This is a genomic window from Pseudomonas sp. B35(2017) (assembly GCF_002113645.1).
Lineage (GTDB): Bacteria > Pseudomonadota > Gammaproteobacteria > Pseudomonadales > Pseudomonadaceae > Aquipseudomonas > Aquipseudomonas ekonensis.
The window spans coordinates 14571-33558 of record NZ_NEIZ01000005.1 but is presented as its reverse complement, the minus strand read 5'-3'; the positions used below and the strand labels follow the sequence as shown (position 1 = coordinate 33558).

The following is an 18988-nucleotide window of genomic DNA, read 5'->3' as shown; positions in this document are numbered from 1 at the left end:
AACCAAGAGGCTGAGAATAATGCTGAGGCCACTGGCCCCATCGCGGGCAAGCCCGCTCCCACAGGGGGATGCGGTAGACAGGACGACCTCACAGGCCCCATCGCCAGCAGGCCGGCTCCCACCGTTCCGGGGGACACCACAATCCCTGTGGGAGCCAGCCTGCTGGCGATAAGGCCAGTGCAAACGACACACTGCCCGAGACTCTCCGATGCACTTCGACTTCACCGACCTGCGCCTCTTCCTGCACACCCTCGACGCCGGCAACATCACCGCAGGCGCCGACCGCAGCCACCTGTCGCTGGCCGCCGCCAGCGCGCGGATCCGCGCCATGGAAGCGTCGCTGGGCACCGATCTGCTGCAGCGCGGCCGCCGTGGCGTCACCCCGACGCCGGCCGGCCAGGCCTTGGCGCACCACGCCCGGATCCTGCTGCAGCAGGCCGAACGCCTGCAGCAGGACCTGGCCGACTACGCCCATGGGGTCAAAGGCCGGATCCGCCTGCTGTGCAACACCACGGCCATCACCGAATACCTGCCCGAAGCCCTGGCGGATTTCCTGGGCCGCCACCCCAACCTCGACATCGACCTGCAGGAACTGCCCAGCGCGCGCATCACCCACGCCCTGCGCGAGGGGGCGGCGGACCTGGGGATCGTCTCGGATGCGGTGGACCGCGAAGGCTTGCAGACCCGCTTCTTCCGCGACGATCCGCTGGTGCTGATCCTGCCGCCGGGGCATGCCCTGGCCGAGCGGCCTTCGCTCACCTTCGCCCAGACCCTGAGCCACGACTACGTGGCCCTGGGCGCCGCCAGCGCACTGGCGATCCACCTGGAGGAACAGGCGCTGCACATCGGCCAGCGCATGGCGATCCGGATGCGCGCCGAGGGTTTCGACGCCGTCATCCGCATGGTCGCCCACGGCGCCGGCCTGGCCATCGTGCCGCTGGCGGCGCTGGAGCGCTCCGCGCAAAAACCACGGATCGCCCACCGCACCCTGTCCGAGGACTGGGCCAACCGCCAGCTCCACCTCTGCGCCCGCGACTTCGCCCACCTGCCCGCCTACGCCCGCGCCCTGCTGGCCGCGCTGACGCCGGGAACGCCTTGACTCTACCGTTAGGGGCAGACTCTATCCTGAGGGCTTCATTTCAGGAGTACACATGATGCGCAAACGAATGCTCGTGATTCTGGGGCATCCTTCCACCGACAGCTTTTGCGGCGCCCTGACCGAAACCTACGTCCAGGCCGCCAAGGAGGCCGGCCACGACGTGCGCCTGCTGCGCCTGGACACGCTGGACTTCGACCCGGTGCTGCACGAAGGCTACAACAAGCCCCAGCCCCTGGAGCCGGATCTGCTCCAGGCCCAGGCCGACATCACCTGGGCCGAGCACCTGACCTTCGTGTACCCGATCTGGTGGGGCGGGATCCCGGCGCTGTTCAAAGGCTTCCTCGACCGGATCCTGCTGTCCGGCTTCGCCTTCAAGTACCGCAAAGGCAAGGCCTTCCCGGACAAGCTGCTGAAGGGCCGCACCGCGCACCTGTTGGTGACCATGGACACGCCGCCCTGGTACTACAAGTGGATCTACCGCATGCCGGGCCTGCACCAGATGCGCAAGACCACCCTGGAGTTCTGCGGCATCAAACCGATCAAGACCCTGACGTTCGGCCCGATCCTCGGCTCGAAGCCGGAACAGCGCGACATCTGGCTGGAGCAGGCGCGCGTGACCGCCGCCGCCAGCTGAGGCATTTCCCTTCATTGCGCTGACGGCACACCGCCGTCAGCGCTTCTGCGGTCCCTTGCGGTTCTTAGCAGCAAGGGGCCGTCGGTCGGCTGCGCGCGTCATAAGCACGCAGCCGCAACCTCTCCATGTTATCCACGGTATGATCGCCCCCGGTCAGGCATGAGGCCTGGTCGCGCATCAGCCCTGTTTGATCATCGAGACGGACCTTTATGTATATCGGCAAAGCCGCCCAGCTGTCGGGCACCACAGTCAAAAGCATTCGCCACTACGAAGAGATCGGCCTGTTGCCGGAGCCCAGGCGTGAGGGCAAATACCGGATCTACAGCCAGGAGAGCGTCGAGGTGCTGACGTTCATCAAGTGCGCCCAGCAATTGGGCTTCAAGCTCAAGGAACTTCAGGTGATCCTCAACAGCTACCGCGGCGACGTGTTCCCCTGGGACATGGCGCAGCAGGCGATCGCCGAAAAAAAAGCCGATCTGGTGGCCCGGATCGGCGAATTGCGGCAGTTGCACGATGGCCTGGAAGCCTTTGAGAACAACCTCAGCGATGCGCGCCAAGAGTGTCAGTTCGAGCGCATCGCCCGCCAAGGCGAAAAAAACTCCGGCAACACACTGAACTGAATGTCCTGCTGCACCGGGTGACCGCTCCCGCAGGCCGTACCAGGGCCGGTGGAAGCGGTTTTCGCCGAATCAGTTCATGGCCGGTTCCCCACCGGCAGAGTGTGTGTCGGCCACCTGCGCCAGCGGAACGACCGCCCCGAAGAACAACGGCGACACCAGCGTCACCAGCACGATGGTCATGACCCCGCTGGAGAACAGCGCCATGGCTACCAGCGCCCCCAGGTCGACGATCGGCTTGAAGTCGGAGAACAGCAGGGCCATGAAGCCGACGGAGAAGATCACCACGTTGATCACCGTCGAACGGCCGACGCTGTGCATCGCCTGCAGAATCGCCGCATCGACTTCGACGCCCTCCTGCACCAGCAGCTTGATCCGCGACAGCAGGTGCACCGCGTAGTCGACCACGCCGACCACCAGGAACGTCACCAGCGTCGTGCCGATGTTCAGCTCGATGTGGAACAGGAACATGAAGCCGTAGACCGTCACCGACGTGGTCAGCAGCGTGAGCATGCCGAGCAGGCCCAGACGCACGGACTTGAGCCAGTACATCATCATCAGCGTGACCACCACCAGCGCCAGGGAAAAGCTCAGCACCTGCCCCTGGGTGATCTCCTGCAGCACGCCGGTCCAGATCAGCGGCGTGCCGGCGTGGGTCACTTCCAGGTTGGCCGGCTTGTTCACCAGCAGCCAGGCGTCGAGGCGGTCCAGCATGCCCTGGTAGTCGCTGGCCACGGACGAGGTCATGGTGTACAGGGTCAACGCCTTGGAGAAGTCGGCGTTGAGCACGTTGTTCAGGTCCGAGCCACCGCCGTTCTCGAACAGCATCACGTGCTGCTCGATCAGTGAGTTGCCCGTCACCTCGAACTGCTCGACCTGCCCGTCGTCGTTGACCGAGGACACCTTCTCGACCGCCTCCGGCACCCGCAGGTACGCGGGGTCCATGTCGTTGAGCACCAGGTTCATGCGCTTGACGTAGGTGGCCAGCGAATAGCCGTAGCTCACGTTCGGCTGCTGCTTGATGAAGCGGTCGAGCCGGTCGATGAACTGCACCGTCTCGGTGGTCAGCACGCCACGGGGTTCCTTGCTGTCGATGGCGATCCAGCCCGGCGCGGTGCCCGCCACCTTGGCGTGGTTGATGAACTGGTCGGAGATGCGGATGTGGCTGTCCGGCTTGAAGTAGGCGATGCCGGAGTCTTCGATGTCGACGCGGAACGTGAACACCGTCGCCAGCGCCAGCAACGGCACGAGCACCACCAGGATCGGTTTGCGGAAGCGGATCATCCACGCGCAGAACGCCACCAGATAGCGCGAGATGACCGATTCCTTGTGCACCGCCACCTTGGCCTGCGCCGTCGGGTCCTTGCCCCAGATCGAGATCCAGGCCGGAATCAGCAGCAGCGAAATGATCAGCGCCGCCGTCAGGCCGATGGACATGAACACCCCGAAGTTGCGGATGCTGACGATGTTGTTGGTGGTGGAGATCAGGAACGTGGCGATGGTCGTCACGGTCGTCAGCACCACCGGCACCACCATCAGCCGCTGCGTGCGGCGGTTGGCCTCGCGGTTGCTCTTGCCCGCGTTCTTCTGCTCGTAGTACTCGGCCATGACGTGGATCGCGTCCGAGCAGCAGATGGTGAACAGGAACACCGGCAACACGCTGGTGAGCAGGTCGAACGGCACCCGCCACAGGGCCATCAGCCCCAGCGTCCAGATGGTGCAGAACAGGATGTTGAACAGCGGCAGCAGCACGCCCAGCGGTTTGCGGAAGAAGAAGATCAGCAGCAGCGTGATCAGCAGGAACACGATCGGGAACAGCACCGCCAGGTCGTGGTCGATGATTTCCTGCTGGGCCGCGATGAAGATCGGCATCCCGGCGATGAAGATCTCGTCCTTGTACGCCGGGTGCTCGGCCTGGTACTGCGCGACCAGGCCGCGCACGATCTGGTAGGCGCGCAGCTGGGCCTGGGCGTCGTCCTGCTTGGTGCCGAGCTCGGCCACCAGCATCGCGACTTTCTTGTCCTTGGACACCACCCCGTCGACCATCAGCTCGTTGCCCATGATCTGCGATTCGACCAGCGCCGGATCCATGTCATAGGCGTTGAGCGTCTTGTGGATCAGTAGCTCGCCGCCGTCGGTCAGGACGATGTTCTCCAGGTCACCCATGGACGCCATTTCGCGGATCGGGTTGATCCGCTCGGCCAGGAAGGTCAGGAACAGCTGGTCGTGGGGATCCCAGCCCTCGCTCTGGGCATGGTCGCGAAGGGCCTTGGCCTGGGCGTAGTCGTTCTGGGAAAAGCCGTCCTCCAGAATGTCTCGGGTCAGCAGTTGCGCGCGGCTGTCGTCGGGATGGCCGGCGACGATCTGCGCCAGCTGTTCCTTGTCGGCGTCGTTGGCCAGGATCATCTTGCGCACCGACTGCGACAGCGAGAACAGCGCGTTGAGGGTGTCCTTGTTGAACACCGTCTGCGGGTTGTTCAGCGCCACCATCACCGAGTCGAACGTGCCGGTGAACTCACCTTGCAGGTCGATGATGGTCTTGCGCGCCGGGTGGGTGTCCTTGAGCAGGTAAGGGTTGGTGTCGGACACCAGCGCACCCAGCGTATAGGTGAAATACGCGGTGATCGCCACCAGCAGGAAAACGATCGCCCGCGCATGGCGCTCGACGAAGTTCAGGTATCTTTCCATGATCATGCGTTCCAGGGTCTTCGGGGCGGCGCCCGGTTAGCGGGCGGACACGGCGAACTCGGGCAGGTCGCCGGTCTTCAGGCCGCGCTTGATGGCGGTCTGGGTGAACAGGCGGTCTTCCAGCGGCACGTTGTACTGCAGCTGGTTGAAGCGCATTTCCGAACGGGTGCCGTCGATGAAGTGCTCGGTCTCGCTCAGCACGATGCTGTCGATCGAATCGATGGTCTCGACCTTCTGGGTGCGCATCTGCTTGATCAGCACGCCCTTGATGTCGAAGAAGTCCTGGCGCATGACCAGGAAGTTGCCCTTGTCGATCCACACCTTGAGCTTGTTGTAGCCGGTCTTGGCCAGCACCTCCGGGGAGGCCGGTTCGCGCTCGATCACGTAGCAGTCGCGGCCCTTGACCTGCTCTTCGCCGACCAGCACCTGCGAGTAGTCCTTGACCCGAATCTTGTCCAGGTCGGCATAGGAGTACTCGCTGCCCATGAACGAGCCGCGCTTGTCGGTGGTGGAGATGCGCCGGGTCTGGCGGCTGACCGGCAGGTACATCCACTGGCTGTCCTCCAGGCCCAGGGGTTCGTGGGGGTTCTCGATGTGGAACGCCACGTCGCGCACGTCGGTGGGCGCGGAGAAGTACATGCTGAATTTGTCGCTGTCCGGGTAATCCTTCTGCAGGTAGGTGAACTCCCGCACCCGGGTGTTGCCCTTCTTGTCGTGCAGGATCAGCGAGACCTGGGACATGAAGCTGGTGCCGTCGTTGCGGTCGCGCACCTTCTGGATGATGTCGTCGGCGTTCTGGCCGGCGGCGTTCGCGCAGGCGGCACCGAGGATCAGCGCGGCGGCGGTCATGGTTTTCAGTAACGGCAACATGTGAGCTTCCCTTTTCGTTGTTTGAGTCGTTTCAGGCCTGTACGCCGGGGCACGCAGGCGTCATGGGGTCAAAACAGATAACCGGCGGACAGCCGCACCTGATCGCGGTCGCTGTACTCGCCGAACGAGCGGTCCGGCTTGCCGAAGAACACGTCGACTTCCAGCCCGAGCTTGATCCAGTCCACCGGCTTGTAGGTGAAGATGCCCTGCAGCAGCGCATCGTCGTGGAACGGTGGCGACGCGGCGACCACCAGCCGGCTCTTGAGGCGGTCCTGCCAGTGGGTGCCTTCGGCCGACAGGGTGAACAGGTGGTCGAGCTTGTCCTGCACCATGCCGGCCTGCCAGTCGACCAATTGCTGACGCTGCCACTGCGCGGAGATCAGCCAGTCGCGCAACAGGTAGTCGACGCCCAGCAGCGACTTGACCATCGGCGTGCTGTCGGCGCCGTAGCCGCGGGTCGGGTTGGTGACCCGCCAGCGGTCGAACCAGGCGATTTCGCTGCGCACCACGATGCTGTGGCCGGCATCGATCGCCAGCCCCGCACCGCCCATGGTGTAGCGCGGGAACCGCCGTTCCAGACGCGTGCGGCCGTCCTCGGCCAGGCCTTCGACGGCGTACACCGGATCCTGCTGGCGCGCGTTGAGGGCGACGAAACTGGTGTCCACCGCACCGATCCGGCCGTTGGCGCTCAGGCCGTAGGAAAAGCCTTGGTCACCGTCATAGCCGGGCTTGGAGTCGACCAGGAAATACTGCGGGTCCGGCACGGCGAACAGCGGCGCGTCGAACTCGCTGCCGGCCACCGGCGGCCGGTTCTTTTCGAAACCGGTGATCCACAGCGCCTCCAGTTCCCACTCGCCCACCGGCTGGGCGAAACGCACCATCGGCACAGCGATGCGGCTGTCCTCCAGCAGCGGCGTCAGGCCGTCGCGGTAGTCCAGCGGGTTGATCTGGTCGAGCACCCGCAGTTCATCGGCACGGCCCCAGACCACCTGCTGCCAGCCGACGGTCACCTCGCCGTCGCCCAACGAATGGCCGACGTACAGGTGCCGCCAGTCGGCGTCGAAGCGGTACTTGTCCCGCGCCCGCTCGCCGTAGGGGTTGCTGCCGTCGTAGCGGGCGTCATAGCGCACGCGGCCCTTGGCCTTGTAGTAGCCGCCGTCCCAGTTGTCCTCCAGGTTGGCCTTGAAATACACGGCCTTCTGGGTGACCCGGTCATCGCCGTGCAACCGCACGGCGGTGGCCACGCCGACCTCGGCGTCGGCGTAGTCCGGCTGCAGGTCCTGCGCCGTGAGGCCGGCCAGCGCCGGCCCCGCGTTCAGGCAGGCCACGGCGGCCCAGGCGGCCCGGCTGATGTGAAGTCTGGGCATCGCTACATTCCCAACCCGACGCCGCCGTCGATCACCAGGCTCTGGGCCGTCACGCCCCCCGCCTGCGGGCTCGCCAGGTAGCTCACCATGGCCGCCACCTCTTCGCTCTCGATGAAACGGCGCATCGGCAGTTTCTTCTTCGCGTTGCGCAGGATCTGCTCCTGGGTCAGCCCGGCCATCGCCGCCTGCGTCGCCAGCTCGCCCTGCAGCATCGGCGTGTCGATCCACGCCGGCAGGATCGCGTTGACCGTGATCCGGCGCGACGCCAGATCCAGCGCCAGCGCCTTGGTCATGCCGACGATGCCGTGCTTGGAGGCACAGTACGCGGTGTTGCGCACCTTGCCGGCGCGGCCGAGGATCGACGACATGTTGATGATCCGGCCGCCGTCGGGCATCAGCGGCAGGCACAACGACGTGACGTAGAACGTGCCGTTGAGGTTGACCGAAATCACCCGGTGCCAGTTGAGCAGGTCATCGGGTTCGTTCTCGTTGCAGATGCCCGCGCTGTTGACCAGCACATCGACCTGCGCGACCTGTTTGCCGAGGGCCTTGAACAGCGTTTCCATGGCCGGCAGGTCGGCGATGTCCGCCCGGTGGGTCTCGACCTGTGCCCGGATCCGCTGCGGCTGCGCATCGAGCCAGCCTTGCAACTGCGGCAGATCCAGATCCAGCAGGATCAGACGGTTGCCGGCGTCGGCGGCAAAGGCCTCGGCCACGGCACGGCCGATGCCCTTGGCGGCACCGGTGATCAGGATGGTGCGGTTCATGGCATCTTCAGCCCGCCGTTGACCGGCAGGACCTCCCCGGTCAAATAGAGGCCGCGCTCGGCGAGGTACAGCACCGCCTCGGCGATCTCCTCAGGTTCGGCGTAACGCTTGATCAGCAGCCGCGACTGGATTTCCTCCTCTTGGCTGCCGATCAGCGCGGTGCTCATTTCGGTCTTGACGATGCCCGGCGCCACCGCGTTCACCCGGATGTTGCGCGGCGACAGCTCCACCGCCAGGGCGCGGGTCAGCGCTTCGACCCCGCCCTTGGCGGCGGCGTAGTTGCTCTGGCCCTTGCCGGGCTTCTGCGCCGCCACCGAACCGATGTTGACGATGCAGCCGCCGCGCTGGCGCATCATGCCCGGCACCACCTGTTGACAGCACAGCAGGGTGCCGACGAGGTTGGTCTGGATCACCTCGACGATGTCCTTGACCGGCATCGTCGCCAGCAGGCCGTCGCGGGTGATGCCGGCGTTGTTCACCAACAGGTCGATGCGCTGGAAATGCGCCTCGACCCGCTCGAAGAAGGCGCGGATGCTGTCGGCGCTGGCGACATCGCATTGCAGCGCCAGGCACTCGACGCCCTGGGCCTGGAGCTGCCCGCGCAGCTCCATCGCCGCCGTTTCGTCACGTACGTAACTGAACGCGACCTGATAACCCGCGCCGGCCAGGGCCAGGACGATCGCCCGGCCGATGCCGCGGCTGCCGCCGGTCACCACTGCTGTTTTGTTCGGCATGACCGTTCCTTAAAGCGAGTTGGCGGTTTTGAATTGGGCGAGGCTGAAACCGTGGGTCGCGGCCAGCGCACGGATCTGCTGCACCTGCTCGCGGCTGATGTCGCCGTAGGAGTAGTGCTGCTTCATTCCGGACAGGCCCATCAACACCGATTCGGCCATGCACGCATACAGCTGCCCCTGCTTGAGGTAGGCCCGCACGTTCGGCGCCAGCCCGTCGCCCATCGGCGTCTGCACGATCCCGCCGTGCATGTAAAGCACGTCGGCACGCTCGCTGGAGAGGTTCTGGTCCACGTTCAGCGGCACGGCGATGTCGCAGATCACGCTGCTTTCGGCGAAATGCCGGGCGTCGAGGAACGGCTGCGGAGCGTTCGCCGCGCACAGCACGATGCGCGCTTGCTTGAGCACTTCCAGATCGTTGCTGACGGTGATGAACGCGTTCGCGCCCAGACGTTCTTCGACCAGTTTCGCCACGCGCTGACCGAGGTCGGCGCCGGCGCCGTGGGCCTGCAGCAAGGCGTCCATGCCGTCGAGCCCTTGCAGGCGGCTGGCGAGGCGGTCATCGGCGGCGACACCCTTGAGGATCGCCCGGGCGGCGTCGGCGTAGATCTGCTGCGCGGTCTTCTCCAGGCGGCGCAGGGAGCCGTCGCGGCCACTGCCGATCAGGATCAGGTGCTCGACGCCGGCGGACAGCAGCGAGGCATAGGTCGAGGCGATGTTGCCGGCGGCGCCGACCACCGCCGCGGTCTGCCGGGCCAGTTCCAGGCCCTGCTGTTTGCAGCCCTGCTCGATGGCTTCCAGGCCCATGCCGATGGTCAGCGCGTTGCCGGAGGTCAGCGCCATGTCGGGAATCTTCAGCGCCTGGCAGTTGTTGGTGACGATCGAGGTGTACATGCCCAGCCCGGCCACGCTGTAGCCGTCGGCGCGGGCATCGCGGATGCGGTTGCCGATTTCGTCGCGGATGGTCTCCAGGTCGCCGTTGGCGATGTACTCCGCCATGGCGTCGGAGTGCATGCACAGCGGGTACAGGGTGAACTCCACCGCCGTGCCGAGCTTCGAACGGATCTGCACCGGGCCGATGGGCGCCGCGCGGCGCTCGGGGGCCATGCGCTTGATGAACTCGCGCTTCTGCTCGGGGCTGAGGGTGGCCAGCGACGGGTCGACATCGCTGAGCATGTCGGCGTCGATCAGGTGGTTGATGAACGCCACGCGCGCGACCACGCGGACGTTCGCGTCAGGCTTTGGGAGGCTTTCGTCCCCCTTGAAGCTGGTGTCCCGGGCCGGCACGCCGGGGACGGTGCCGGCCAGCACGCCGGCGGCCAGCGGGAAGGCGTCGCGGCGGCGCAGCATGTCGCAGACCTTCTGCAACGAACCGATCAGGCCGTCGATCTCCTCGAAGGTGATGCACACCGGCGGCTCCAGGCGGATCACGTTGGCGTTGCTGCCCGACGGCGCCACGCGCAGCGATTCGAACTGCAGCAGGTAGCCGGCGATGATGTAGCCCAGCGCGTCGTTGTACTGCGCCGAGGCCTGCACCAGCGAACTGCTGCCGGTCAGGTCATGCAGCTCGAAGCCCAGCAGCAGGCCGCGCCCGCGCACATCGGCGATCACGTCCGGGTACGCCGCCTTGAGCTCCAGCAGCGAAGACTTGAGGTATTCGCCCTTGCGCTCCACGTCCTTGAGCATCGCGCTGTCGTTCTCGAACAGACGGCGCAGGGCAGACAGGGCGATGTGGCAGGAGACATCGTCCTCGGCGAAGGTCGAACTGTGGATGTAGCTGAAATCGACTTCGTAGTGGCTGGCGCGGATCACGGTCGCGGCGATTTTCATCAGGCCGCCGCCCAGGGCCTTCGACAGGCAGTAGTAGTCGCCCTGCAGGTTGAAGTGGCTGGCGCCGAGCAAGGTGCCGGTGCGGCCGAAACCGGACTGCACTTCGTCGATGATCAGCGGGCACTGCTGCTCGTTGCACAGTTTGCGCAGGCCCAGGTAGAACGCACCGGCGAACTCGTTGATCCCGCCCTCGCCCTGGATCGGCTCCAGCAGCACGGCAGTGATCGCGCTGAACGCGTCGCGGCGCACCTGCAAGGTCTCGCCGCTCCACTCAAGGTTCAGCCAGTGGCGCTGATGGCGGGCCGGCAGTTCCTGAAGCTGCTGCGGCTGATGCGGATCGATGAACTCCACGTTCAGGCCGAACCGGGCGAACGGCTTGCGGTACTGCTTGCCGTAGGTCAGCTGGACGGTGTTCACCAGTTTGCCGTGGAAACTGCCGCGCACGGCCAGGAACACCGGCTCGACGTGCAGTTGCGCCAGGTTGTGCTGACGCACCGCCTCCACCACCTGACGCACGGTCACGGTGGTCAGGTGGGCCGGCAGCAGGCCTGGCGGCAGGTCCAGGTCATCGACCTCAAGCTCCACATAGGCCTTGTCGCTGGCGGTCAGTTCGGCCAGGGCGAAGTCGCGCTCGTCGAACGCCTTCTGCAGGTTTTTCTGGCGACGGTACTCGGCGTGCTTGACCGCGATCTCCACCGACTCGGCGCCGCTGTTGGAGAAGGTCGAAATGTAGCGCTCGGTGTTGTTCAGTTCGCGGTTGAACGCCTCGCTCAACTCACGGCCCAACTGCCCCGCCGCGCCGCGCACGGACATCTGTGCGTTGAACGGCACGTCGGCGCGCAACAGGCCGCAGAGCTGATCGACGAATTGCGGATCGTTGTGGCCGTACAGCGCGGCGCCGTAGCCGCCGAGGAAATCGGTGACGGTGACTTCCGCGCCTTGCGGGTCGCGGTAGAACAGCTTGCTGCCCAATGCCCGGTGAAACTGGCACTCCAGGCCCAGGGCCTGCATCAGTTCAACGAATTTCGGACGTACGTAATCGCGGTAATCCATGACAGTCATATCCCTTGGGTAAAAAACGAGAGGCGATGCATTGCGTTCGGGCGGTCAGTCGGCCGCCCGTAAATCGAGTCGGTAACAGGCGCTGAAGCCGTTGGTGTCGCGGTTGACGATCAAGCAGTCGTGCAGCACCGCATCCCGGTGTCCGCCGGCCACGAACGGCAGGTGCGGATCCACCGGCTGCTCCAGGCCGATGACCGGCGGCACGCACTGGGCGACCAGGGCCTGGCGGGCCAGGATCAGATCGACCAAGCTCGGCGCACCGCTGAGCAGGCCGGTGACCCCGACGCCGCTGGTGATGTGCGCGGCGCCGGTGCGGGCCAGCGTGCGGGCCAGGTCGGCGTCCTGCTGCGGGTCGCCGCTGGCGCTGCCGATCAGCAGATCCGCTTGCCGATCCGGCAGGTTCAACGACTCCAGGCGCGGGTGCGCGGCCAGCTCCGCCAGGCAGACCTGCGGCCCCGGCGGCAGATCGTCGGCACGGCGCAGGATCAGCGCGGCGGCACCTTCGCCGGCGATCCCGCCGCCGCCCTGACGGTCGAACGCGCGCAGGCTCACCGGCCCGTCGGTGCCGATGGCCCCGGCCTCGGCCAGGGCGGCCAGCGCCAGCGGGTCGAGTTCACTGCCGGCACCGACCACGATCGCGGCATCGATGCGTCCGCTTTGCAGGGCCGCCCGCGCCTCGCGCAGAGCGGCCAGGTTGCCGGCAACGCCTTGCATGTAGGCGTTGCACTCGCACTCCAGCTTCAGCGCCAGGCTGACGATGCCGAGCAAGCCGTTGCTCAGGCTCTTGAGCACCAGGAACGGATCCAGCGCGCGCTCCTGCAGCACACGCTGCGCCAGGCGCTGCATGTCGGCACCGGAGGCGTCGCGGCACTCGTCCAGCAGTTCGCCGTAGGACGCCACCGACGGATGGGTGTACCCGCCCTGGCAGCAATAGAGTCCGTAGCGCAGGCCGTCGGCGCTCGGCTCAAGCCCCGCCTCGGCCAACGCCTGGCGCACGCTGCTGACGCCCCAGATCACCGCCGGCGGGCAGTAGCGCTGAAGGTTCTGCGGGACATCCTGACGGCTGCGCTGGTGCGCCTGCTCGCTGACATGGCCGAACGCGGCGATCCGCTCGCTGCGAAACAGGGGCGAGCTCAACGGCACGATGCCGCTGCGCCCCTCGACGGCGGCCGACCACAGGTGCTCCGGGCCCCGGCCGCTGGCCAGCACGCAACCGCTGCCGGCGATGGCAACCTGTACAGAGTCCATGTTCATTGTCCTTGCTCCCGGTATTTGCCAAGCGCCAGCGAGGTATTGAGGCCACCGAAGCCGAAGGAATTGCTCAGCGCAAAATCCACCCGGCGGCTGACCGCTTCGCCGGGGCAATAGTCGAGGTCGCACTGCTCATCGGCGTGGTGCAGGTTCACGGTCGGCGTGACCAGATCGTTCAGGCAGGCCAGGGCCGTGACAATGCATTCCGGCGCGCCGGCCGCCGCGATCAGGTGGCCGAACTGCGATTTGTTGGCGCTCACCGCCAGCGAGCGGTAGTGGCGCTGCTCGGCGAACACGCTTTTGATCGCCAGGGTTTCGGCCACGTCATTGAGCGGCGTGGACGTGCCGTGGGCGTTGATCAGGTCGATCTGCGCGGCGCGCAGTCCCGCGTCGTCCAGCGCCGCCTGCATGGCCAGCGCCGCACCCCGGCCTTGCGGTTGCGGCGCGGTGACCTTGTAGGCGTCCAGGCTGCTGCCGAAACCGAGCACCTCAGCGTAGGGCGTCGCCCCGCGCGCCAAGGCGTGCTCAAGGCTTTCGAGCACGACGAAGCCGCCGCCCTCGCCGGCGATCAGGCCGCTGCGGTCACGGTCGAACGGACGGCACAGATCGGCGCCCCAACGCTGCTCGCCCGACGCGGCGCCGAGCAGGTACAGCGCGGCCATGGTGTCGAGATTGAGCACCGAGTCCGCGCCGCCGGCCAGCGCCACGCTCACCTCGCCGCGGCGGATCATCTGGAACGCGTTGCCGATGGCCTGGGCCGCGCCGGCGCAGGCGCTGCTGATGTTGATCACCGGGCCTTCGCAGCCCAGGTCGTCGGCGATCACCCGAGCCAGGCGGTCGTTGCCCTGACGCAGCGAACCTTCTTCGCTCACCTGCGCCGCACGGTTCATCAGGTGCGGCCAGTCCGCCTCGCGGCCGTCCGGGGCCTGGGCCAGCAACATGTCGGCAAGCATGTGCTGAGGCGCGCCGGACGCGCACAGCACGGCCGCACCGCGCAGTTGGTCGGGGGTCAGGCGACTGTCGGCCACCGCCTGGGTGGCGGCCACCCAGCCGAACCGACTGCGCCGCTCCAGCGGCATGTCCCAGGCCGGATGGCCTTGCAGCCGCTGCGGCATCAGCGCCATGTCGACGGCGGCCGCGTAGCGCACCGGAAACGGTTCCTCGCCAAGGTCTTCCGGTTGCCAGGGGCGCACGCAATGTTCGCCGCCGAGCATCTTTTCCCACAGGGTCTGCCATTCGAAACCGAACCCGGTCACGGCCCCCATGCCGGTAATCACAATCCGTGTCGCGCTCATGCGTACTTCTCCATGGGTTCACAGGCCAGCAGCAAGGCGCCCCAATGGCCGCCGCGACTGTGGCTGACCAGCAACGTGTAGCCGGGCTCCACCGCTTCCAGGCTTTGGTGCAGGGTCAGGGCCGCTTCGGTCAGCAGCGTGCTGGCGCCGAGGTCGCCGGTCATCGGCAGGATGCTGCGCACCGCCCTCGGCGGCGCGTCGAACAGCGCCTGCCAGTGCGGGTCGCCGGCATTGCCCACGACCAGGCCGACATCGCCGGGAAGCAGCCTTTCCTCGCTCAACGCCTGTTCGATGACCCGCCGCCCGACCGCTTGCGCCCGCTGCGGATCGCGGGTGTAGCCCCGGGCGAATCCGGCGACGCGCAACACCTGCCCGGCACCGGAGGGAGGGCTGGCGGACAGCAGCAAGGCAGCGGCGCCTTCACCGTGGACCGGCTCGCCCGACGGATCCGCCTCGCGCAGGTACAGCGCCGGCGTCAGGTTCGGGCTGCTGCTGACCACCAACGCCGCATCGGCGTTCTGCTCGCCGATCTGGCGGCTGGCTTCGATCAGCGCATCGAGTCCGGCGTTGTCGCCGGAACAGAAACCGCCCATCGGCCCTTGGCATTGCAGCGCTTCGGCGACGTAGGCCATCACGCTGCTGTTGAGCAAGGTCAGCGCGTGCAACGGCGGCGTATTGGCCAACAGTTGCGCGACTTTTTTCTGCGGTTGCTCAGCGATGGCCCGCACCGCGTCCCAGCACGGGCTCGGCGCGTCGACCTCCGGAATCGCCGCCGTCAGGGCGATGCGCTCCGGCGGCAGGTTCAGGGCCGCAAGCGCCGGGGCCAGGCGGGCGGCGCAGTGCAGCAGGCGCAGGCCCTGGGGCTCGACGCTGCGTTGGATCTTGCGGTCGAACAGGTTGCCGGCCAGGCGCAGCGGCGCCAGCGCAAACGCCCGACGCTCGGCGTCGAAGGCCAACCGTTGCGCCGACGTCGGCGCGCCCAACAGATCGGCGCATTCGCTGCCGGCGGCGTTCAGCACGGCCGCCGCATGGATAAAGACGCTGTTCATCTCACGCCCTCCCCAGCAGCAGCGAACTGTTGATGCCGCCGAACCCGAAGGAATTGGACATCACCACGCTGATCGACTGCTGCAACGGTTCATCCAGAAACCGCAGCGCCGGGTAGTCGGCACGCTCGGGCTCATAGTTCAGCGTCGGCAACAGCACGCCGTCACGCAGGCTGATCAGCGACAGCACCGCCTCGATTGCGCCGCTGCCGGCCAGGGAATGGCCGACGGCGGACTTGTTGGCGGTGTAGGTCACATGGTCCTGGACATCGCCGAACACGCGCTGCAGGGCCAGGGCCTCGCAACTGTCGTTGGCCTGGGTGGACGTGCCGTGGGTGTTGACGTGCTGCACGGCGCTGCTCAGCAGGCCGGCGTCTTCGATTGCCGCTTCCATGCATTCCTCGTATTTGCTGCCGTCCCGGCTGCTGGAGGTCATCTTCTGGGCCTCGCACACGTTGGCGTAGCCCAGCACCCGACCGAGCACCTTGGCCTTGCGCCGGCGGGCATGCTCGGCGGATTCGAGCACCACCAGGGCCGCGCCTTCGCTGAGCACGAAGCCGCTGCGGTCGGGCATGAACGGCCGGCTCTGCTCGCTGGCCGGCAAGTCCGCCTGACAGATCGCGCCAAGGCTGTTGAACATGTAGTAAGGCAACTCGTTGGCCATCAACTCCACAGCGCCGCACAGTGCCAGATCGATCTCGCCGCGCTCGATGGCCCGGAACGCGCTGCCGATGGCCATGGTGCCGGCGGCGCAGGCGTCGGAGTGGGTCGAGACGTGATCGCGGATGCCCAGCCGCTCGGCCAGATCCTGAGTCTGCTGATCGACCCGCCGGGCAAACGCTGTGCCCGACGTCGCCGGACGCTCCAGCAGTCGGTCCAGGTCGACCTGACCCGCCTCGTCCATGCAACGGGCAACCCATTGCAGGTCATGGCTGTCGGCGCAGTACTTGTTGGCGCCCAGGAACAGCCCGCTGCGGCTGCGGGCGAAATCCGCCGGCGTCAGGCCCGCATGCTGCAGGGCCTGCCGGGCGACATAGTCGGCCAGCACGCTTTGCCGCGGATGCTGCGCTGCGTTGCAGCCGAACCCCGCCGTGATCCGCTGCCACTGCTGGTCATCGATGAACCCGGCCGCACTGTTGTGAAACCCCAGCGCCTTGAACCATGGATGCTCGCGGACACAGGATCGCTTGCGGCTGATCCGCTCGAACAACGTGGCGGCGTCCAGCGCCATCGGCGCCGCCAGGCCGTACCCGCTCACACAGACTTCTCGTGCCCGCATGGGAACTCCTAGACCGCTTCTTTGACGTGGGAAGCCACAAAGCGCTCGACCAGTTGGCGGGACACCTCATCGCCGTCGGCCGGCGTCAGGCGCGCGCTGCAAGCGCCGCACACCACTTGCTGACGCTCGTTCAGCACGGCTTGATGGGCATTGCAGTCGGGGCAAGCCTTGGGCAGGTAGTTGAAGAGGTTGCGGCACTGCTGCGCCCAGTTGCGCACGGTGGTGGCGGCAAACACCTGGGCCGGTTGCATGCCGGCGTGGAGCTGGTCCGGGGCATAGGCGCTCAGGCTCTGCTCCAGCAACGCCTTGCCGCTTTCGGTGATGCGGCCGTTGGCCAGGAACTCGCTGGCGTCACCGCACACGGCAACGGCGTGATCCAGCACGCTGGTCTTGGGCAAGGTGCAGCCGTACTGGCGACCCAGCTGGAAGCTGAGGTCGACGATGTCCAGAGAATCGGCGCCCAGGTCTTCGACGATGCTGCTGTGCTCGTCGATTTCATCGGCGCCCATCACCAACAGTTGCGCAAGGATTTCGCGGGTGCTGGCAATGACGTTTTCCAAGTCCAATGGATTGTTCATCTTTATCTCCGTATATGTCGTGATTACTTCATGGATTCCGTCCGTGAGAAGTAACTTTTCCCACAACAACTTCTCACGCGGCGGCAATCTAAACTCTGACCTTAAGGGGAGAGTCAACGGACTTTCCGAAGTTTTTCGACCACTTGGCACGGACATACAAAAGAGCCTGCCCATCGCACCCCAATGGTGCAAACCTCAGGAGACACGACACATTTACTTAACAGAGACGGTATACGGTATGGCGCCGGCGCTGCTTCGCCAGGTGCTGCCGGTCGAACTAAAGCACTAACTTGAGCAGGCACTCTCCAGACGCATGAAGAAACAAAACCGGACAATTAAATAAGTTATAACTTCAGAACTTTTGCTCCACATCAATTCGACCTTCGCGCAACGCACGGCGTCAGGAAGAACAACAGGGCCTGCGGCGCAACTGCGTTTATGGGCAACTGGATGTCGAGCGCAGACAACAGCACAGACACCACGCGCTATAGGGTGCGGATTCCTTTCGTCCATTCCATTGCCGGAGTCCCCATGACCGCCACCGCCCCCATCACCGTTCTGCGCGACACCCACCCGCTGCCGGTTCTCGACGCCTGCAAATGGGAGAAGCTCGAAGGCGATCCGCACACCGTCAACCTCAACGCCTACACCAGCGAAGACGGCAGCAAGATCATGGGCACCTGGATCTGCACGCCGGGCAAATGGCGGGTGGATTACGTGAAATGGGAGTACTGCCACTTCCAGGAAGGCTATTGCATCATCACCCCGGACGGCATGGCGCCGATCCACCTGCGCGCCGGCGACATCTTTGTGGTCGAGCCGGGCATGAAGGGCACGTGGGAAGTGGTCGAGACCGTGCGCAAGTATTTCGTGTTCGCCTGACGCAAAAAAGCCGGGAGACCGCCCGACGCGGTTTCCCGGCAACACCTACTGCATTCTGACTGTCACTGCATCTGCAGCACTTGAGGCGTGGGGCTGACGACTACTGCGGCTTGCGGTAGCTGTTGACGATCGCCGAGAAGTCCTTGCCGCCCTCCCCGCGCTGGCTCATCGCCTGGTACAGCTGCTGCGCCACCGCGCCGAGCATCACCGGCTGGTGCGCCTGCCGCGCCGCTTCGGTGGCCAGGCCCAGATCCTTGAGCATCAGCTCCGCACCGAACCCGCCGGTGTAGCCACGCGAGGCCGGCGCCGTTTCGACGATGCCCGGCCACGGGTTGTACATCTCCGAACTCCAGCAGCGCCCGGTGGAACTGTTGATGATCCCGGCCAGCACTGTGGTGTCGATACCCAACGCATCACCCAACGCCATGGCCTCGCTGACCCCGACCATGGAAATGGCGAGCAGCAGGTTGTTGCAGATCTTGGCGATCTGGCCGGTGCCGACCTCACCGCAATGCACGATGTTGCGGCCCATTTGCACCAGCACCGGTTGCAGGGTGGCGAACAGCTCCGGCGTGGCGCCGACCATGAAGGTCAGCGTACCGGCCGCCGCGCCGCCGGTGCCGCCGGAGACCGGCGCGTCCGCCATGGCCACGCCTTGCTTGGCGGCCGCAGCGGCCACATCGCGGGCGGTCTGCGGATCGATGGTGCTGCAATCGACCGCCGGCACGCCTTTGCCGATGCCGGCCAGCACGCCGTCCTCGCCCAACCAGACGCCGCGCACATGCACGGCGGCCGGCAGCATGGTGATCACCAGCTCAGCGTCCTTGGCCGCGTCCTTCGCGGTCGGGCGGATGGTGCCGCCCAGTTGCTCCAGCTCCGCCAGCACGGTCTTGTTCAGGTCCACCAGGTTCAGCGAGTGGCCGGCCTTGATCAGGTTGCGCGCCATCGGCGCGCCCATGTTGCCCAGCCCGATGAATGCGATTTTCATGGCC

General features: G+C 66.1%; 16 protein-coding genes. 4 read left to right on the top strand and 12 right to left on the bottom strand.

Annotated elements, in window-relative coordinates; genetic code table 11:
* Window positions 1-208: 208 nt before the first annotated feature.
* The 3 genes from CAG41_RS11320 to CAG41_RS11310 all read left to right on the top strand — a co-directional run bounded on the left by CAG41_RS11320 (window position 209) and on the right by CAG41_RS11310 (window position 2353).
* Window positions 209-1099 (top strand): LysR family transcriptional regulator, encoded by an 891-nt coding sequence (locus CAG41_RS11320; protein WP_085633628.1) that lies wholly within the window; start codon window positions 209-211, stop codon window positions 1097-1099.
* A gap of 52 nt (window positions 1100-1151) precedes the next feature.
* Window positions 1152-1733 carry an NAD(P)H-dependent oxidoreductase gene (locus CAG41_RS11315; RefSeq protein ID WP_170929982.1) on the top strand — a complete coding sequence of 194 codons (582 nt, stop codon included), beginning with the start codon at window positions 1152-1154 and terminating at the stop codon, window positions 1731-1733.
* A 209-nt stretch (window positions 1734-1942) separates the two neighbouring features.
* Window positions 1943-2353, top strand: a complete 411-nt coding sequence (locus tag CAG41_RS11310; RefSeq protein ID WP_085578343.1) for a MerR family transcriptional regulator — start codon at window positions 1943-1945, stop codon at window positions 2351-2353.
* A 69-nt stretch (window positions 2354-2422) separates the two neighbouring features.
* Here CAG41_RS11310 and CAG41_RS11305 read toward each other — a convergent pair whose 3' ends face one another.
* The 11 genes from CAG41_RS11305 to CAG41_RS11255 form a co-directional block, all read right to left on the bottom strand.
* The gene (locus CAG41_RS11305; protein ID WP_085707072.1) at window positions 2423-5038 is read right to left on the bottom strand and encodes an RND family transporter; all 2616 of its coding nucleotides are present in this window, start codon (window positions 5036-5038) and stop codon (window positions 2423-2425) included.
* A gap of 36 nt (window positions 5039-5074) precedes the next feature.
* Window positions 5075-5908 carry an outer membrane lipoprotein-sorting protein gene (locus CAG41_RS11300; protein ID WP_085578341.1) on the bottom strand — a complete coding sequence of 278 codons (834 nt, stop codon included), beginning with the start codon at window positions 5906-5908 and terminating at the stop codon, window positions 5075-5077.
* A 68-nt stretch (window positions 5909-5976) separates the two neighbouring features.
* Window positions 5977-7275, bottom strand: coding sequence for a DUF1302 family protein (locus CAG41_RS11295; protein ID WP_085578339.1), 1299 nt, complete (start codon window positions 7273-7275; stop codon window positions 5977-5979).
* Window positions 7276-7277: 2 nt separating this feature from the next.
* A complete protein-coding gene (locus CAG41_RS11290) occupies window positions 7278-8042 on the bottom strand; it encodes an SDR family NAD(P)-dependent oxidoreductase (protein ID WP_085638313.1) in 765 nt (254 codons plus the stop codon).
* Entirely contained in the window at window positions 8039-8776 is a 738-nt protein-coding gene (locus CAG41_RS11285; protein ID WP_085633632.1) for a 3-oxoacyl-ACP reductase family protein, read from the bottom strand. Before CAG41_RS11285 ends, CAG41_RS11290 begins: the two co-directional genes overlap by 4 nt.
* 9 nt (window positions 8777-8785) lie before the next feature.
* Window positions 8786-11656, bottom strand: coding sequence for an aminotransferase class III-fold pyridoxal phosphate-dependent enzyme (locus tag CAG41_RS11280; protein WP_085707007.1), 2871 nt, complete (start codon window positions 11654-11656; stop codon window positions 8786-8788).
* 54 nt (window positions 11657-11710) lie between these two features.
* Complete coding sequence (locus CAG41_RS11275) at window positions 11711-12913, bottom strand: beta-ketoacyl synthase N-terminal-like domain-containing protein (protein ID WP_371917478.1); 1203 nt, start codon at window positions 12911-12913, stop codon at window positions 11711-11713.
* A 2-nt stretch (window positions 12914-12915) separates the two neighbouring features.
* Window positions 12916-14211, bottom strand: coding sequence for a beta-ketoacyl synthase (locus CAG41_RS11270; protein ID WP_085707005.1), 1296 nt, complete (start codon window positions 14209-14211; stop codon window positions 12916-12918).
* Entirely contained in the window at window positions 14208-15260 is a 1053-nt protein-coding gene (locus tag CAG41_RS11265) for a beta-ketoacyl synthase (protein WP_085707004.1), read from the bottom strand. Before CAG41_RS11265 ends, CAG41_RS11270 begins: the two co-directional genes overlap by 4 nt.
* A gap of 1 nt (window position 15261) precedes the next feature.
* Window positions 15262-16536, bottom strand: a complete 1275-nt coding sequence (locus CAG41_RS11260) for a beta-ketoacyl-[acyl-carrier-protein] synthase family protein (RefSeq protein WP_085707003.1) — start codon at window positions 16534-16536, stop codon at window positions 15262-15264.
* Window positions 16537-16544: 8 nt separating this feature from the next.
* The gene (locus tag CAG41_RS11255; protein WP_085633642.1) at window positions 16545-17114 is read right to left on the bottom strand and encodes an acyl carrier protein; all 570 of its coding nucleotides are present in this window, start codon (window positions 17112-17114) and stop codon (window positions 16545-16547) included.
* Between the two features lie 531 nt (window positions 17115-17645).
* On the opposite strand from CAG41_RS11255, the gene CAG41_RS11250 reads away from it, so the two are divergent.
* A complete protein-coding gene (locus CAG41_RS11250; RefSeq protein ID WP_003221437.1) occupies window positions 17646-17996 on the top strand; it encodes a cupin domain-containing protein in 351 nt (116 codons plus the stop codon).
* 100 nt (window positions 17997-18096) lie between these two features.
* On the opposite strand, the gene mmsB is transcribed toward CAG41_RS11250, so the two are convergent.
* Window positions 18097-18984: a 3-hydroxyisobutyrate dehydrogenase gene (gene mmsB / locus CAG41_RS11245; protein ID WP_085656181.1), complete on the bottom strand. Its 888-nt coding sequence runs from the start codon at window positions 18982-18984 to the stop codon at window positions 18097-18099.
* Window positions 18985-18988: the final 4 nt, after the last annotated feature.

Excerpts from the sequence above, each read along its gene's own strand:
- CAG41_RS11320 (WP_085633628.1), top strand. The coding sequence starts at position 209 with ATGCACTTCGACTTCACCGACCTGCGCCTCTTCCTGCACACCCTCGAC.
- CAG41_RS11315 (WP_170929982.1), top strand. The coding sequence starts at position 1,152 with ATGATGCGCAAACGAATGCTCGTGATTCTGGGGCATCCTTCCACCGAC.
- CAG41_RS11310 (WP_085578343.1), top strand. The coding sequence starts at position 1,943 with ATGTATATCGGCAAAGCCGCCCAGCTGTCGGGCACCACAGTCAAAAGC.
- CAG41_RS11305 (WP_085707072.1), bottom strand. The coding sequence starts at position 5,038 with ATGGAAAGATACCTGAACTTCGTCGAGCGCCATGCGCGGGCGATCGTT.
- CAG41_RS11300 (WP_085578341.1), bottom strand. The coding sequence starts at position 5,908 with ATGTTGCCGTTACTGAAAACCATGACCGCCGCCGCGCTGATCCTCGGT.
- CAG41_RS11295 (WP_085578339.1), bottom strand. The coding sequence starts at position 7,275 with ATGCCCAGACTTCACATCAGCCGGGCCGCCTGGGCCGCCGTGGCCTGC.
- CAG41_RS11290 (WP_085638313.1), bottom strand. The coding sequence starts at position 8,042 with ATGAACCGCACCATCCTGATCACCGGTGCCGCCAAGGGCATCGGCCGT.
- CAG41_RS11285 (WP_085633632.1), bottom strand. The coding sequence starts at position 8,776 with ATGCCGAACAAAACAGCAGTGGTGACCGGCGGCAGCCGCGGCATCGGC.
- CAG41_RS11280 (WP_085707007.1), bottom strand. The coding sequence starts at position 11,656 with ATGGATTACCGCGATTACGTACGTCCGAAATTCGTTGAACTGATGCAG.
- CAG41_RS11275 (WP_371917478.1), bottom strand. The coding sequence starts at position 12,913 with ATGGACTCTGTACAGGTTGCCATCGCCGGCAGCGGTTGCGTGCTGGCC.
- CAG41_RS11270 (WP_085707005.1), bottom strand. The coding sequence starts at position 14,211 with ATGAGCGCGACACGGATTGTGATTACCGGCATGGGGGCCGTGACCGGG.
- CAG41_RS11265 (WP_085707004.1), bottom strand. The coding sequence starts at position 15,260 with ATGAACAGCGTCTTTATCCATGCGGCGGCCGTGCTGAACGCCGCCGGC.
- CAG41_RS11260 (WP_085707003.1), bottom strand. The coding sequence starts at position 16,536 with ATGCGGGCACGAGAAGTCTGTGTGAGCGGGTACGGCCTGGCGGCGCCG.
- CAG41_RS11255 (WP_085633642.1), bottom strand. The coding sequence starts at position 17,114 with ATGAACAATCCATTGGACTTGGAAAACGTCATTGCCAGCACCCGCGAA.
- CAG41_RS11250 (WP_003221437.1), top strand. The coding sequence starts at position 17,646 with ATGACCGCCACCGCCCCCATCACCGTTCTGCGCGACACCCACCCGCTG.
- mmsB (WP_085656181.1), bottom strand. The coding sequence starts at position 18,984 with ATGAAAATCGCATTCATCGGGCTGGGCAACATGGGCGCGCCGATGGCG.